The organism is Pacificispira sp. HM-600 (assembly GCF_977993705.1).
On the sequence record NZ_OZ388079.1, the window covers coordinates 3243494 to 3258447 of the forward strand.

The 14954-nt window shown below is 66.6% G+C and carries 15 protein-coding genes; 7 read left to right on the top strand and 8 right to left on the bottom strand.

All coding sequences use genetic code 11. From position 1 onward, the window contains the following. Nucleotides 1–254: 254 nt before the first annotated feature. Nucleotides 255–1697: a DUF222 domain-containing protein gene (locus tag ACXZ1E_RS15505; RefSeq protein ID WP_458041337.1), complete on the bottom strand. Its 1443-nt coding sequence runs from the start codon at nt 1695–1697 to the stop codon at nt 255–257. A 101-nt stretch (nt 1698–1798) separates the two neighbouring features. On the opposite strand from ACXZ1E_RS15505, the gene ACXZ1E_RS15510 reads away from it, so the two are divergent. Beyond that, nucleotides 1799–3046: an IS701 family transposase gene (locus ACXZ1E_RS15510; protein WP_458041338.1), complete on the top strand. Its 1248-nt coding sequence runs from the start codon at nt 1799–1801 to the stop codon at nt 3044–3046. 115 nt (nt 3047–3161) lie between these two features. On the opposite strand, the gene serB is transcribed toward ACXZ1E_RS15510, so the two are convergent. Together serB and glgC are read right to left on the bottom strand one after the other, a co-directional pair. Continuing rightward, a complete protein-coding gene (serB, locus tag ACXZ1E_RS15515) occupies nt 3162–3806 on the bottom strand; it encodes a phosphoserine phosphatase SerB (RefSeq protein ID WP_458041339.1) in 645 nt (214 codons plus the stop codon). Nucleotides 3807–3867: 61 nt separating this feature from the next. Next, nucleotides 3868–5112, bottom strand: coding sequence for a glucose-1-phosphate adenylyltransferase (gene glgC, locus ACXZ1E_RS15520; RefSeq protein ID WP_458041340.1), 1245 nt, complete (start codon nt 5110–5112; stop codon nt 3868–3870). 46 nt (nt 5113–5158) lie between these two features. Between glgC and glgA the strand changes: the two genes are divergently transcribed. From glgA to ACXZ1E_RS15535, 3 genes are all read left to right on the top strand, one after another. After that, on the top strand, nt 5159–6346 hold the full coding sequence (glgA, locus tag ACXZ1E_RS15525; RefSeq protein WP_458041341.1) for a glycogen synthase: 1188 nt from the start codon (nt 5159–5161) through the stop codon (nt 6344–6346). A gap of 43 nt (nt 6347–6389) precedes the next feature. Further along, entirely contained in the window at nt 6390–7175 is a 786-nt protein-coding gene (locus ACXZ1E_RS15530) for an ABC transporter ATP-binding protein (RefSeq protein ID WP_458041342.1), read from the top strand. Between the two features lie 103 nt (nt 7176–7278). After that, nucleotides 7279–7530, top strand: a complete 252-nt coding sequence (locus ACXZ1E_RS15535) for a type B 50S ribosomal protein L31 (protein WP_458041343.1) — start codon at nt 7279–7281, stop codon at nt 7528–7530. Nucleotides 7531–7625: 95 nt separating this feature from the next. On the opposite strand, the gene ACXZ1E_RS15540 is transcribed toward ACXZ1E_RS15535, so the two are convergent. Continuing rightward, nucleotides 7626–8420 (bottom strand): helix-turn-helix domain-containing protein, encoded by a 795-nt coding sequence (locus tag ACXZ1E_RS15540; protein WP_458041344.1) that lies wholly within the window; start codon nt 8418–8420, stop codon nt 7626–7628. A 121-nt stretch (nt 8421–8541) separates the two neighbouring features. On the opposite strand from ACXZ1E_RS15540, the gene ACXZ1E_RS15545 reads away from it, so the two are divergent. Next, nucleotides 8542–9336 (top strand): class I SAM-dependent methyltransferase, encoded by a 795-nt coding sequence (locus ACXZ1E_RS15545; RefSeq protein ID WP_458041345.1) that lies wholly within the window; start codon nt 8542–8544, stop codon nt 9334–9336. A gap of 1 nt (nt 9337) precedes the next feature. Here ACXZ1E_RS15545 and ACXZ1E_RS15550 read toward each other — a convergent pair whose 3' ends face one another. Then, entirely contained in the window at nt 9338–10084 is a 747-nt protein-coding gene (locus ACXZ1E_RS15550) for an exonuclease domain-containing protein (protein WP_458041346.1), read from the bottom strand. Between the two features lie 101 nt (nt 10085–10185). Between ACXZ1E_RS15550 and ACXZ1E_RS15555 the strand changes: the two genes are divergently transcribed. Then, nucleotides 10186–11088 carry an alpha/beta fold hydrolase gene (locus ACXZ1E_RS15555; RefSeq protein ID WP_458041347.1) on the top strand — a complete coding sequence of 301 codons (903 nt, stop codon included), beginning with the start codon at nt 10186–10188 and terminating at the stop codon, nt 11086–11088. On the opposite strand, the gene ACXZ1E_RS15560 is transcribed toward ACXZ1E_RS15555, so the two are convergent. Continuing rightward, nucleotides 11045–11608 carry a CGNR zinc finger domain-containing protein gene (locus ACXZ1E_RS15560; RefSeq protein ID WP_458041348.1) on the bottom strand — a complete coding sequence of 188 codons (564 nt, stop codon included), beginning with the start codon at nt 11606–11608 and terminating at the stop codon, nt 11045–11047. The two genes, ACXZ1E_RS15555 and ACXZ1E_RS15560, sit on opposite strands and share 44 nt — an antisense overlap. Nucleotides 11609–11705: 97 nt before the next feature. Here ACXZ1E_RS15560 and ACXZ1E_RS15565 point away from each other — a divergent pair, with 97 nt between their 5' ends. Next, the gene (locus ACXZ1E_RS15565) at nt 11706–12686 is read left to right on the top strand and encodes an EamA family transporter (RefSeq protein ID WP_458041349.1); all 981 of its coding nucleotides are present in this window, start codon (nt 11706–11708) and stop codon (nt 12684–12686) included. On the opposite strand, the gene ACXZ1E_RS15570 is transcribed toward ACXZ1E_RS15565, so the two are convergent. After that, the gene (locus ACXZ1E_RS15570) at nt 12658–13131 is read right to left on the bottom strand and encodes an Lrp/AsnC family transcriptional regulator (protein WP_458041350.1); all 474 of its coding nucleotides are present in this window, start codon (nt 13129–13131) and stop codon (nt 12658–12660) included. The two genes, ACXZ1E_RS15565 and ACXZ1E_RS15570, sit on opposite strands and share 29 nt — an antisense overlap. 101 nt (nt 13132–13232) lie before the next feature. Beyond that, the gene (locus ACXZ1E_RS15575) at nt 13233–14852 is read right to left on the bottom strand and encodes an alkaline phosphatase family protein (RefSeq protein WP_458041351.1); all 1620 of its coding nucleotides are present in this window, start codon (nt 14850–14852) and stop codon (nt 13233–13235) included. Nucleotides 14853–14954: the final 102 nt, after the last annotated feature.

A 14954-nucleotide genomic window follows, 5' to 3' on the forward strand; every position in this document is an offset into this window, starting at 1 on the left:
TGTGCTCGCTCGACGGCCGCGGTGCCTTGGCGCGCGCTCGCGCAACGGCCGTGCTCCGCAACGGCCATGCTCGCTCAACGGCCGTGCTCCTGACACGGGCACGGCCGTGCTCGCTCGACGGCCGCGGTGCCTTGGCGCGCGCTCGCGCAACGGCCGCGCTCCGCAACGGCCATGCTCGCTCAACGGCCGTGCTCCTGACACGGGCACGGCCGTGCTCGCTCGACGGCCGTGCTCGTGCCACGGGTGGGGTGGTTCTAGAAGGGTGGTGGGGGCCCGGTGGGGGTGAAGCGGACGCGGGAGGGTGGGTCGTCGATGTAGATCTGGCCGGTGGGGCTGGTCCATTCGAGGACCCCGCCGCCGAGGTTTCGTACCTGCCAGGGGGTGGCGTGTTTGAGGGAGTGGTGGCGGCGGCAGAGGTGGTGAAGATTGTGAACACATGTCGTTCCGCCGAGTGCCCAGTCGTGGCCGTGGTCGATGTCGCAGCGGTGGACGGGTTGGCGGCATCCGGGGAATCGGCAGTGTTCGTCGCGGGCTCGGAGGAAGCGTTTGAGGTCGGCGCCCGGGGTGTAGCGGTCGACGGCGAGTATTCCGCCGGTGATGGGGTCGCTGAGTACCCGGTCCCACCCGGATGCGCGACCGGCCAGGCACCGGGCCGTATCGATGTCGATCGGGGCGCGTCCGACGAGTTCGGCCGGTTCGTCGCTGAGACCCGCAAGTGCCAATGCGGGGACGGTGACGTGCACGATCGCGCGGATGGCGCCGAGCCCGCCGAAGCCGAGTGACGGGTCGGTGGCGGTGTCGGTGGTGGGGTCGTCTTGCGGTGCGCTGGTGAGGAGCATGTCGGCGAAGATGTCGGCCCGGAGTTGGTCGATCGTGCGCGGGTCGGGGGTCAACTCCGGGCCGCAATCAGAGTCACCCCCATCATCTTCCGCACCAGCACCAGCACCAGCACCAGCACCAGCACCAGCACCAGCACCAGCACCCGTGCCATCCGCCGCCACGGCGGCGGGCCCGAATGACGCACCCGGCTCGGCTGCGGCGCTCGCTGTGCGGACCGCTCGCGCCTGCTGCGTCAACCGGTCGTAGATGCCGTGGACGAGGGTGGCGGGCCCGGTGTAGATGAGTTCGCCCATCCCGTCGGGCCGGTCGGTGACGGTGACCGCACGGTCGGCGCGCGCATCTCGGTGTCGTTCGGTGACGGTGCGGGGTTGGAGGCGTTCGGCGAGAGCCTCAACGGCAGGGCGCAAGCGAGACGGCGAGAGATTCTCGGCTCGCGCCACGGCCTCGACGGCAAAAGCGAGGCGGGCCTCGGCGTCCAGGATCGGGGTACCCGCGTCGACGATCACGCGCGCGTGGCCCACGAAGATCCGCCCCTCTTCGAGCGCCTCGAGCACCGGGGTGAACCCGTCAGCGAGCACCCCGGCGTCGTTGATCTGCCGTTGAACCGTCCGGTCGGACGCGCGGACCGCGAGCGCGAGTTCTGCTGCGATCGAGCGGAGGTGCATCTCACGCTCCCGCGCATCGGAACGCAACACCGCCGAACGGGATGCCGCGAGCTCGCCCGCTTTCGCAAGCAACCGAACCTCGGCCGCGTGCACCTGTGCGGCTTGCTTGCGCAGTGCCACGATTCCCTCGACCAGACCGAGGAGGGAGACGTCGTCGAGCGCCCCCACGTCCACGGTCTGATTCGAAGTCATATTCGATACTCTATGGACGACCTCCGACATTGCGAGGGAGGCGGCTAGTAGTACTTGGTTAGGTGCTTGTTAATGGTCGGGATGGCTGTTAACCTCGCGGCGTGCGGGCAGATGAGATAGCGCGGGTGCGGGCGGGGTTGGACGAGTTCGTCGGCGAGGTATTCGCGTCGCTTCAGCGGAAGGATCAGCGGGCGAAGGGTGGCCTGTATCTGCAGGGGCTGATGCTTGAGGGCCGCCGGAAGTCGATGCAGCCGATGGGAGACCGTCTCGGGATCGATTACCAGCAGTTGCAGCAGTTCGTGTCCTCGTCGCCGTGGCCTGTCGAGCCGGTCCGCCGGCAGCTCGCCCGCAAGGCGGTCGCGGTCATTGAGCCGGAGGCGTGGGTGGTCGATGACACCGGGTTCGTCAAGGACGGCCCGGCTTCACCCGGGGTCGCCAGGCAGTATTCGGGGACGCTGGGGAAGGTCGGGAACGTGCAGATCGGCGTCTCGATCCACGCGGTCACTGATCAGGCGTCCTGTCCGCTGGGGTGGCGGCTTTTCCTCCCCGAGGCGTGGGACGACACCTGCTCGGAAACGAACGAGCACGCCGAGCTGGTCACTGCCCGCCGGGTCAAGGCGCAGATCCCCGATACCGTCCGGCACCGACCGAAGTGGGAACTCGCACTGGAGATGATCGACGAGGCCGCGACCTGGGGTCTGGTGCCGCCCGTGATGGTCGGTGACGCCGGCTACGGAGAGATCGGATACTTCCGCACCGCACTCACCGACAGGGGCATCCCGTATGTGGTGCAGGTGAAGTCCTCCACGAGCGTGCACGACGCTGCCGCCCGTTTCGAGATGCCCGAGCGGACCGGAAAGCGAGGACACCCGTTCACGACGGCCAGCTACCAGACCGCGCCGGTGCAAGCGAAGACATACGCCGAGGACCTCCCCGCCGACGCGTTCGAGCAGGTGTCGTGGCGGCAGGGCTCCAAAGGCACCATGACCAGCCGATTCGCCGCCCGCCGGGTCCGCCCCGCGAACCGGAACCTGCCCCGTGAGCCGGACGGATCATTGCCCGAGTGCTGGCTCCTCATCGAATGGGCCGAGGACGCCGCAGAACCCACCGACTACTGGCTCTCCACCCTCCCGCCCGACACGCCGACCTCAGAGCTGGTCCGGCTCGGGAAGGTCCGGTGGCGCATCGAGCACGACTACCGCGAACTCAAACACGGCCTCGGCCTGGACCACTTCGAAGGCCGCACCTGGCTGGGATGGCACCACCACGTCACCCTCGTCACCGCCGCGCACCTGTTCATCACCCTCCAACGATTGGCCACCGACCCAAAAGCCCGAGGGGCAGCCTGAGCTTCTACGGCATCCTCCGCGAACTCCAAACCGCGGTCACCCGCCTCCTCAGCTGCTGCCCCTACTGCCAACGCGCCGGACCCACCTAACCAAGTACTACTAGCGAGGGGCGCGGCTAGCGGGGGAGCAGCGGTATGACCTCGCGAAGGTCCACGCGACCGACCACGAGCGGTGCGGCGGCCCGAACGGCCGGCTTGGCGTTGAACGCCAGTCCGAGCCCGGCTACGGCGAGCATCGTCAGGTCGTTCGCGCCATCACCGATCGCGATCGTGCGTGCGCGCGGAACGCCGTATTGCGTGGCCCATTCCCGCAATCTGTCGGCCTTCGCCTCACTGTCGACGATGGCGCCGTCGACCGTGCCCGTCAGCATCCCGTTCGCCTGCACCAGACGGTTCGCCTGCCACATGTCGACGCCGAGCGCGGGCGCCACCGTGTCGAGGATCTCGTGGAAGCCTCCGGATACGACCCCTACCAGACCTCCGCGCTCGTGCACGGCGGTGATCAGCTCACGAACGCCGGGAGTTGGTTCGATGCGAGCGATCACACGAGCGAAGGCCGAAACCGGGACCCCGGCCAGGACGGCAACGCGAGTACGCAGACTCTCGGCGAAGTCGACCTCGCCGCGCATCGCGGCCTCCGTCGCGGCGGCGACCTCGGGTCCGCGACCCGCCTCGTCAGCGAGTAACTCGATGACTTCGTTGCGGATCAGCGTGGAATCGGCGTCCAGGACGACGAGCAGGCGGGGGGCGTCGGAATTCACCCCCCGAGGCTAGCGCGGCGCACCCGCGCCGCCGCGCAGCCCCGTGGTCATAGGGCCGAGTTCAGGGGTCGACGCGAACGTTCTTGCCGACGACCGTGAGTCCGGAATCCGTCACCGTGAAACCGCGGGCGAGGTCCCGTTCGCGATCGACTCCGACGGTCGCCCCGGGCGCGAGTTCGACGTTCTTGTCGAGGATCGCGCGATGGATGCGAGCGCCCGAGCCGACCCGGACGTAGTCGAAGAGCACCGAGTCGGTGATCGTCGACCCACCGCCCGCGAGGGCCCACGGTCCGACGACGCTCCGCTCCAGATGCGTGCCCGAGAGCACGGATCCGAGCGAAACGATCGAGTCGATCGCGTTGCCGATGCGTCCGACGGAGTCCCGCACGAACTTCGCGGGCGGCGAGTTGACCGTCTGCGAGTGGATGGGCCAGTCCGTGTTGTACAGGTTGAAGATCGGAAGCGTCGAGATCAGGTCCATGTGCGCGTCGAAGAACGAATCGATCGTCCCCACATCGCGCCAGTAGGCGCGATCGCGGTCGGTCGACCCGGGCACGTCGTTGCGCTTCATGTCGTAGACGCCGGCCTCGCCACGTCCGACGAAGTAGGGAACGATGTCGCCGCCCATGTCGTGGTTGGACGTCGCGAGCTCGCCGTCTGCCTCGACGGCCTCGATGAGGGCATCCGCATCGAAGATGTAGTTGCCCATCGAGGCGAGAACCTCGTGGGGTGCATCCGCGAGACCCTCGGGGCTCTGGGGCTTTTCGAGGAAGTCCCGGATGCGGGTCGGGTCCGCCTTGTCGACGTCGATGACACCGAACTGGTTGGCGAGCGAGATCGGCTGGCGGATTCCCGCGACCGTCGCGCGCGCGCCCGATTCGATGTGGGCCTCGAGCATCTGCCGGAAGTCCATGCGATAGACGTGGTCAGCGCCGATCACGACGACGATGTCCGGCTTCTCGTCGTTGATCAGGTTCATGCTCTGCAGGATCGCATCGGCCGATCCCGAGAACCATCGCTTACCCAGTCGCTGCTGCGCTGGCACCGAGGTCACGTACGAGTCGAGCATCGTCGACATGCGCCACGTCTGCGAGATATGGCGGTCGAGGCTGTGCGACTTGTACTGGGTGAGCACGACGAGCTGTCGCAGCCCCGAATTTATGAGATTCGAGATCGCAAAGTCGATCAAGCGATACTGCCCCCCGAAGGGCACCGCGGGCTTTGCTCGGTCTGCCGTCAGTGGCATCAAGCGCTTGCCCTCGCCGCCGGCGAGGATGATTCCGAATACCTTCGGCGGTGTAGCCATGCCGACAGACTATGCCCCACTTCCGACGACGACTAGCGTTGCAAGCATGCGCGTCGACATCGTCACCAAGGAGTATCCGCCTGAGGTATACGGAGGTGCCGGTGTTCATGTCACCGAGCTCGTGCGAGCGCTCCGGACCCGTATGGACGTGCGGGTCCGAGCATTCGGCGCGCCCCGTGACGAAGCGGGTACGACGTCATATGCCGTTCCCGGTGAACTCGCTTCGGCGAACCCCGCCGTGCAGACGCTGGGCGTGGATCTCGAGATCGTCGGGGATGTCGCGGGCGCAGATGTCGTCCACTCGCACACCTGGTACGCCAACTTCGCGGGCCACACGGCGTCGTTGTTGCACGGAATCCCGCACATCGTGTCGGCGCACAGCCTCGAGCCACTTCGCCCTTGGAAGGCGGAGCAACTCGGCGGCGGGTACGCGGTGTCGAGTTGGATCGAGAAGACGGCCTACGAGTCGGCCGCCGCGGTGATCGCGGTGAGCGGGGGCATGCGCACGGACATCCTGCGCAGTTATCCGTCCCTGGATCCCGACAAGGTGCACGTCATCTACAACGGTATCGATGTCGACGAATGGGCCCCGCTCGATGACCCGGACCTCGCGCGCGGCCTGGGGCTGGACCCCGACCGTCCGTCGGTCGTCTTCGTCGGGCGCATCACCCGGCAGAAGGGGCTGCCGTACCTGCTTCGTGCTGCCGCCCTGCTGTCGCCCGACGTCCAGCTGGTGTTGTGCGCCGGCGCGCCCGACACCCCCGAAATCCTCGCCGAGGTCGAGTCCGCCGTCCGGGGTCTGCAGCAGGAACGCGGCGGCGTCGTCTGGATCGACCGGGTGCTGTCTCGACGCGAGCTGCGGGCGCTGCTGAGCGCCGCGACGACTTTCGTATGCCCGTCCGTGTACGAACCCCTCGGGATCGTGAACCTGGAAGCCATGGCCTGCGGTGCGGCCGTGGTCGGCACCGCGACGGGCGGCATCCCCGAGGTCGTCGACGACGGGGTCACGGGTCGACTCGTCCCGATCGAACAACTGCAGGATGGTTCGGGTACACCGGTTGACCCCGACCGGTACGTGCGCGATCTCGCGAATGTGCTGACCGAGGTCGTCAGCGATCCGGCCCGAGCCGCCGAGTACGGGCGCGCGGGACGCGAACGAGCCGCCGCATCGTTCAGCTGGGACCGCATCGCGGCCGAGACCCACGACCTCTATGCGCGCGTGGTGGCGGGGTAGGTCGCTGCCCGTTAGCGGGCGGATGGCCCGATAGGCTGGGGCAATGGCCGGGGTCCTGCAGTTCCATGATGTGGTCGTACGCCGAGACGGTCGCGACATTGTCGATCACCTGAACTGGAGCGTCGAAGACGACCAGCGGTGGGTGATCCTCGGTCCTAACGGTGCAGGCAAGACGACGCTGCTCCAGCTCGCCGACACCGTCATGTACCCCACGAGCGGTGAGGTCCACGTTTTGGGCGAACGCCTCGGGCGGACGGATGTCTTCGAGCTGCGCCCGCGCATCGGTTTCGCGTCGTCGGCGATGGCGCGTCGGATGCCCGCGGACGAGCGTGTGCTCGATGCCGTCATGACCGCTGCTTTCGCCGTCCTCGGCCGGTGGCGTGAGGACTACGAAGACATCGACGAGCGTCGTGCCCTGCGCGTGCTCGCCGAGTGGAACCTCGATCACCTCGCGGACCGCACGTTCGGCACGCTCTCGGACGGCGAGCAGAAGCGGGTGCAGATCGCACGGGCCGTCATGACCGACCCCGAGTTGCTGCTGCTGGATGAGCCGACCGCAAGCCTCGACCTCGGCGCTCGTGAGGAGCTTCTGACCCTGCTCGGCGGTTATGCCCAGGCGCCGACGACGCCCGCCATGGTCATGGTGACGCACCACGTCGAAGAGATCCCGGTCGGGTTCACCCATGTGTTGCTGATGAGGGATGGATCGGCGGTCGCGTCGGGCCCACTTGAGGAAGCACTCACCGCCGAGAATCTGACCGAAGCGTTCGGTCTGTCTATCGCCCTGCGCTTCGACGAGGGTCGCTACACGGCCCGCGCCACGGGCTGAGGCCGCTCGGTCCACCCATCTCTGATAAGATCGGTGCTCGGTGCCAGCGCAGGATCGGCGCACCAGAGACTTCTTCTTCCGCAATCGCCGCAAGGAACACCCCATGAAGACTGCAATCCACCCCGACTATCAGGCCGTCGTCTTCCGCGACCTCGCCTCGGGCGAGACCTTCCTGACCCGCTCGACGGTGTCGAGCGCCAAGACGATCGAGCTCGACGGTGTCGAGTACCCGGTCATCGACGTCGAGATCTCGTCGGCTTCGCACCCGTTCTACACGGGCAAGCAGCGCATCATGGACTCGGCCGGCCGTGTCGAGAAGTTCAACCAGCGCTTCAAGGGCTTCGGCTCCAAGTAACTTCGACGTCCTTCAGACGTTCACGGAAGGCCTCGCTTCGGCGGGGCCTTTCGCGTTGCCCGCGACCGGCATGGACGAGGGCATGAGGCGCCACGTCAACCATCGTCCCCAACTTCGGCGGCGGGTAGCCATAGCGTCATCCGCAGTCCGTCTTCGGGAAGGTGGAGAATTTCGTAGCGCCGAGCAACGATATCGGCGTTTCCGACACGAATGTTCCTGACGGCCGTGCGCCGCTGCTCCACGATGTGCCCGCTCCACCATTCTTCGAACTGCGCACTCCGTCCGCGCAGCTCGAAGACGAGTTCGCGTAGCGAGGGATCGTCTAAGTTGTCCGCGTTTGCCGCACGCAGGTGGGCTACGGAGCCGCGGGCGATCTCTTCCCACTCGACGAAGATCTTCCGTGCTCTGCTGTCGAGGAGCAGATATCGACAGGTGTTTCGTTCGTATGGGGTGAGGTCGGCGAATCCCTCGAAGAGTGCGAGTCCGTCCTCGTTCGCCGCCACCATATTGCTCAGCCGGTCCAACACGTATGCGGGGTTGGGCCTCACCGCATCGACGAGGGCAGTCATGCGCGCGATGAGCAGGTTTTCGTCACGAACCGCGCGGGGATGCTCGGTAGGACTGGTCTCACGGAGGCGAAAGAGGTGCAGCGTGGCGTCGGGCGTCAGGTGGAGTGCCCGCGCGAGCGCGTTCAAAACTGCGTCGCTGGGATGCGCTTCCCGACCCTGCTCCAGCCGCGTGTAGTAGTCCACGCTGATCCCGGCTGCTACCGAGACCTCTTCGCGGCGGAGTCCGCTGACGCGGCGTCTGGCGTTGCCGTCGCTGGGCTGGGCTCCCAGGCGGACATCCGCTCTACGTGCGCGAAGAAATTCGCCGAGCGGGTGGGGCATGTAGATCTCCTGGGTACTCGCCCGCGGGTGGGTGCGGGGCTCCTAGGAAGACTACGGACTTCCGCGGTGAGGAAGCATCGCACACGCTCTTAGCAGGAGCCCGTCGATCGAAGGAGGCACCGTGGCAAAATACACGCACGGATACCACGAAGCTGTTTTGCGATCACACCGTTCGCGCACCGCCGAGAACTCCGCCGCACATCTGCTTCCCCTGTTGGGCGCCGGCGATCGGCTGCTCGATGTCGGAGCGGGCGCGGGAACCATCACGGTCGATTTCGCGAACATTGTTGCGAGTGTCACCGCGACGGAGATCGGGCCGGAGGCACTGGAGCTCACGTGCGCGACGGCGGCCGAGCGTGGCGCGACGAACATCGACTTCCGGGTCGGAGACGTTCATGCGCTCCCGTTCGGCGACGATACGTTCGATGTGGCGCACGCCCACCAGGTGCTGCAGCACGTTGACGACCCGGTTCAGGCGCTGCGCGAGATGGCGCGCGTGACGCGGCCCGGCGGGATTGTTGCCCTTCGAGACAGCGACTATGGGGGATTCCGGTGGTGGCCGGAAAATCCGCAGCTCGACAAGTGGCTGGACCTCTACCGATCCGTGGCCGCGCATAACGGTGGCGAACCCGATGCCGGGCGTCGTCTTCTCTCGTGGGCGCATTCAAGTGGCTTGACCGATGTCGTCGCGACCTCCAGCACATGGTGCTACTCGAACCCGGAGGAGCGCGTCTGGTGGGGACACATGTGGGCGGATCGAATCGTCGATTCGGCGATCTCCGAGCAGCTTGTCGGTTTGTCTCTCGCGACCGAACGAGAACTCGCCGAGATCAGCGCCGCCTGGCGGGAATGGGCGGCGAGCGATGACGGATGGTTTTCCGTACTGCACGGCGAGATCATCTGCCGGGTGGCCTGAGTCAGCGGATCGGCCACGCGCCGTCGAGGGCCTCGCTCGGCTCGAGACGACCGACCTTGATGAAGTACTCGGTCAGGCTCTCGGCCTGAGCGCGTGCCCATGAGATCTGGCGCGTGTGCATCTCGTGTTCGCTGAGGGGGAGTCGGTCGGCGTAGCGGGCGGCGATGGCCTGCGCCACACGGCCGGCGGCGACCGCGTCATCAGCAGCCGTGTGCGCCGCCTCGAGCAGCACGTCGTAGTGGGCGGCGACCGCGTCGAGGGTGCGCTTGCCGCGCCGGTACCGGTCGAACGTCTTGTCGACGACGAGGGGGTCGATCACGGGGGATGGCGCGAGGATCGGTTCGATGCCGTTGCGGAGGGCCTCGTACTTCAGAAGAGAGAAGTCGTAGGGCGCGTTGTAGGCCACAACCGGGATGCCGGCGGCGAAGATCGCCCGCAGCTCGGTCACGATCTCGGCGACGACCTGCGGCGCGGGAAGCCCGTTCGCCCGGGCGAAAGCGGTCGTTATGCCGTGCACGGCCGTCGCGCCCTCGGGAATCTCGATGCCCGGGTCGGCCATCCACGATCGCTGGCGCGTCACTGTGCCACTGGCATCCAGAACGCCGACGTGGGCGGTGACGATGCGGTCGGTCTCGACATCCACGCCCGTCGTCTCGAGATCGAACACGCCCAGGATGGTCGACCAGCGCGGCGCAGCGGGTGCGAAGAAGTCGTCGCCGAAGAGCGGCTCGGGAAGGACCTGCGACATGTCAACACGTTATGGCCCCGCACCGACATCGCGCGCCAGGCTCACCGCGGCGGACCGGACAGCACGCCGGTAGTGACGCGAGGCATCCGTAGACTCGCAGGGTGAGCGCTCCCCAGTCCTATGCCGAACTTCTGGCCGCAACTCCCGTCGTCCGGCGCGAGGTGGAAGCGGGTGGCGGCGTCACGGCCTACTGGGAATACGGTCCGACGGATGCCGACACCACCCTGATCGCGGTGCACGGCTTTCGCGGCGAACACCACGGCCTCGAGCCCGTCGTCGCGCACCTGCCGGGGGTTCGCGTGATCTCGCCCGACCTGCCGGGCTTCGGCGAGACGCCGCCCCTCCCGGGAGTGACGCACGATCTCGCCGCCTACGTCGGGTGGCTGCGCGAGTTCGTCGCTGCGGTCGCACCCGGCGCGGTCATTCTCGGCCATTCGTTCGGCTCGATCGTCGTGTCGGCGGCTGTTGCCGAGGGGATGCCTGCCCCTCGCGTCATCCTGGTGAACCCCATCGGTGCCCCGGCGCTCGAGGGTCCGCGCGGCGTTCTGACGCGGCTTGCGATCTTCTATTACTGGGCCGGTGCGCGCCTTCCCGCGCGTTTGGGTGACGCCCTCCTGCGCAACAAGGTCATCGTGCGCGTCATGAGCGTCTCGATGGCGAAGACGAAGGACCCCGAGCTGCGCGCGTTCATCCATGACCAGCACGACACGTACTTCTCGCGGTTCGCCGATCGCGACATGCTGCGCGAAGCGTTCGTGACCTCGGTGTCGCACGACGTGTCGGAGTTCGCCGCCCGCATCGTGCAACCGACGTTGCTGATCGCGGCCGAGCGCGACGACATCACGCCGATCGAAGCCGAGCGTCACCTCGTGAAGCTCTTCGCCGATGCTGAACTCGTCGAGATCCCTGATGTCGGGCACCTGATCCACTACGAGACCCCGGCCGTGGCGGCCCAAGCGATCAGGCGCTTTCTCGGTCGGCCTGACGCTTCCGGTACGCGATGACGTTCATGCGATTGCCGCAATTGCCGGTGTCGCAGTAGCGCTTCGAGCCGTTGCGGGACATGTCGACGTAGACCGACTCGCAGTCATCCGCGTCGCACACACGAACGCGCGCGTACTCGTCTGAGCGGATGACATCGACGAACGCCATCGCGGCTTCCACCAGGATCCGTGTAGCGAGGGGAACGTCATCGGACGTGGCGTGAACGTGCCAGTCGTAGTCGTTATGGATCACCAGGCGGGGGAGTGCGCCGCCATCGTGCAGCATGGCGTTGACGAGGGGTACAGCACCCTCACGGTCGACCTCCCAGAGGGCGCGCAGCCGACCACGGATCTCGCGCATCTCGGCGAGCTCGTCCTCGTCGTGCCGGATGCTTCCGGTGTACGGGTGGACGCTCAAGAATTCGTCGAGATCGGCAACCGTCGTCAAAGCGTCCTCGCCCTCGCTGGAGGTGCTCGGGTGCGTGTTCACCAGGTCCACGGTGGCAAGCAGAGCGGATCGCGTGTCATGGATAAAAACCATGTTGACTCCTGACGGTATTGTCTGAGAACATCAGTCAACCTCGTCATTAGTGTATGGCAGGTTTACTCCTGACATCCTTTCGTGTGAACGGACGCACATGGTCCAGAGCCTGACGGCCCCCCTCCCCACGATGCGCTCGGACCACCGCGCCATCGGCATCGTGACCGGGCTCGCATCCGCCCTCGCGTTCGCGTCGAGCGGGCCACTTCTCAAGCCGCTCATCGAGGCAGGGTGGTCGACGGGAGCTGCGGCGTCGGTCCGGATGAGTGGGGCAGCGCTGGTGATGCTGCCGATCCTGATCCTGGCGCTTCGTCGTGACCCGGGCATCCTGCGCCGCAACGCGGTCATCATCGTGGGATTCGGGGCGACCGGTGTCGCCGGGTGCCAGCTTTTCTATCTCGCCGCCATCCAGAGGATGCCGGTCGGTGTGGCACTTCTCGTGCAATACCTGGCGCCGGTTCTGCTGGTCGGGCTCGCATGGATCCGAACGCGTCGTGCGCCCGGCCGCCTCGTGCTGCTGGGCTCGGCCGTGAGTATCGTCGGACTCGTCTTCGTGATCGACATCGGGGGAGCGACGTTCGACGCCCTCGGTGTTCTCTTCGCCCTGGGCGCGGCAGTGTCGCTCGGCGGCTACTTCCTGCTCAGCGAGCGTGCGGGTGACAGCCTGCCCCCGCTGGTTCTCGCCGCGGCAGGACTCGTCGTCGGTTCTCTCCTGTCGGGGGCACTCTTGCTGGTTGGCGTGCTGCCGTTCGCCGCGCCGCCCGTCGAGGTCGTCCTGGGTGGGGCGACGGTGCCCTGGTATGTGCCGCTGGTGTGGGTCATCCTGATCGCCACGACGCTCGCGTACGGCCTGGGAGTGCTTGCCGTCACGCAGATCGGCTCGCGCGTCGCGTCGTTCGTCGGCCTGTCCGAGGTGCTCTTCGCGATCCTCATCGCGTGGCTCGTGCTCGGCGAGCAGCCGACATTCGTCCAGGTGATCGGCGGCGCGCTGATCGTCGCGGGTGTGGTCTTCGTCCGGCTGGGAACGCCGTCGACGATCGTGCCGGTGCCTAACGTTCCTGTCGTGCCAAGTCCATGAGCGGGCGCAGCCGATAGGGGATGACTTCACCCATGACCAGGGACGTCTCGGTGCGCTCTACACCCGAGATGGCGAGGATGCGGGCATCCACCTCGAACAGGTGACGGGCGTCGCGACACGCGACGTGCACGAGCAGATCGACCTGACCGCTCAGCCCGTAGGCCTGGATGATCTCGGGGATGTCGACGAGCTGCGGTGCGATTTCGGGCAGCTCTTTCTGCCGCAGCATGACCGAGATCGCCGCCTGCAGCGGGTACCCGATCGTGTGCGCGGCGATGGTCCGCTCGTAGGAGAGGAACACGCCCGCTTTCTCGAGCTTCGCCATCCGGGCCTGAACGGTATTGCGCGACAGACTCAGACGCTCGGCCAATGCGACCACGGTGGCCCGGGGGTCGTCTGCAAGCGCGCTGAGGAGCGCGAGGTCGGCGTGATCGAGCTTGCCCATAGTCGGTGACTTTACCCGAATCCGACGCTCCACTTTACGCATCCTGCTCAGCGGCTCAGAGAGGCACTGAGCGAGCTGATGAGACGGGCGCCAGTACGGACCTACGCGCCGGACGTGATCTTCGGGTAGAAGAGTCCGAGGCCGTGCTTCGTACCCACCCGATAGGCGTCGGCGTATGTCTGCGGTTCCGGCTCCGACCCGTCGCCGTACTTGGCGAGCAGGAGTCCGAGAAGTCCCTTACCGGGAGGGCTCAGCGGTTTGTCCCTCTGCGATCCGTGTGCGAGGTCTTCGATCTCTTCTTCGTCGATCTGCCGGGGTAGGTACATGGGGTGCACGGTGGGCCAGGTCTTCGGATCGCGCGGCACCTCGAGGTTCACGACGGGGAACAGGGTATTGGCACCCGCGTCGCGACGCGTCAAAGGCTCGAGACCGTGCAATCGGCAGAGGGTCGCAATCACCGACCCGTGATGCATCTCGTCATGGACGATCGTTCCCGAGCGGGTGTAAGCCGACACGGCGATCGCCGGCACACGCGCGCCGAGGCGATCGAACCGAAATCCCATCTCGCCCTCCGGCGCGTCCGCGTCGGGGGGAGTGGCCGCGGGTGGCGAGACGTGATCGTAGGTGCCCCCGTGCTCATCGAACGTGATGAGCAGAAGCGTGTTGAGGGCGTTCGAGCCTTGCGGCGTCGCGCTCTTCTTGATCGCGTCGTACACGTTGGCGACGAGAGCCTCACCCGCGCGGACATCCGAGACCGCGGAATCGACGACCTCGGTGCCCTCGACCTCGCCACTGCGGAGTGCACCGAACGGCGGGTGGAAGTCGTTGTGGTTATAGATCATGCGCGGCTCGATGAACGCGTAAGCCGGAAGGGTGCCGTTCTTCGCGTCCTGATAGAAGTCCGACATATGTGCGAAGTGCTCGGTACGCCAGTGCGTCTCGAGCACTGGCGCGTGCATGACGCCCGTCAGCGAGACGAGCTGCATCTCATCGAAGTAGATCTTCCAGCTGATCCCCGCGCGATCGAGATGATTGAAGATCGTGTCTCGGGGCGCCGCATCCAGCCACTTCTCGTAGCCACCCCCGCCGCGGTTCGTGACAAAGCCGTGGGACGTGGAAGCGTGGAAGAAAGAGCGGTTGCAGTAGGTCTGGCTGGGCACGGCCGCGAACCAGTGGTCGAACACGGCGAACTCGCGCGCGAGCGTCGACAGGACGGGCAGCATCTCGGGCGAGAAGCCGCCCATGATCTGATTGGCCTCGTCCGGCGTCGCCTTCTTGCCCTTGTGAAGCTCTTCGTAGTTGACGTGATAGTCCTTCAGGAAGCCGTCCATGGTGGGCTTCGCACCGTCTTTCGGCGCATTGAAGGGGGCGCCCATCTCGTTCCGCCAGAGTTCAGCATTACTCGCGGGATCAACGGTGCCGAAGAGTTGCGTGTTGACGTGCGGATAGGCCTCGCCCGGGTCAGGATTCGGCTGGCCCATGATCACGTCCGTCGGGCCGGCATAGACGTGCGCGGAGACGCGATTCCCGTCGGGGTCGGGGTTCGAATAGTTGCCGAACGCGAGGCCCTCGAAGGTTTCGCCGGGCGGAAGGTTGTCGGGCGTGTACAGCCAGCCCAGGAGGTTATCGAAGGAACGGTTCTCGCCCATCAGGACGACGACGTGATCGAAACCCGGGACCTCTCGGGGCGCCAGCGCCCCGAACTCGTCTTGATTTGCCATCGAACTGCCGATTGCGGCGCCGGCGGCGCCCCCGACCGCGCCACCCACGAGCAAACCGGCAGCGGCGATACCGCCGGCTCGCAGAAAATCGCGGCGGCTACG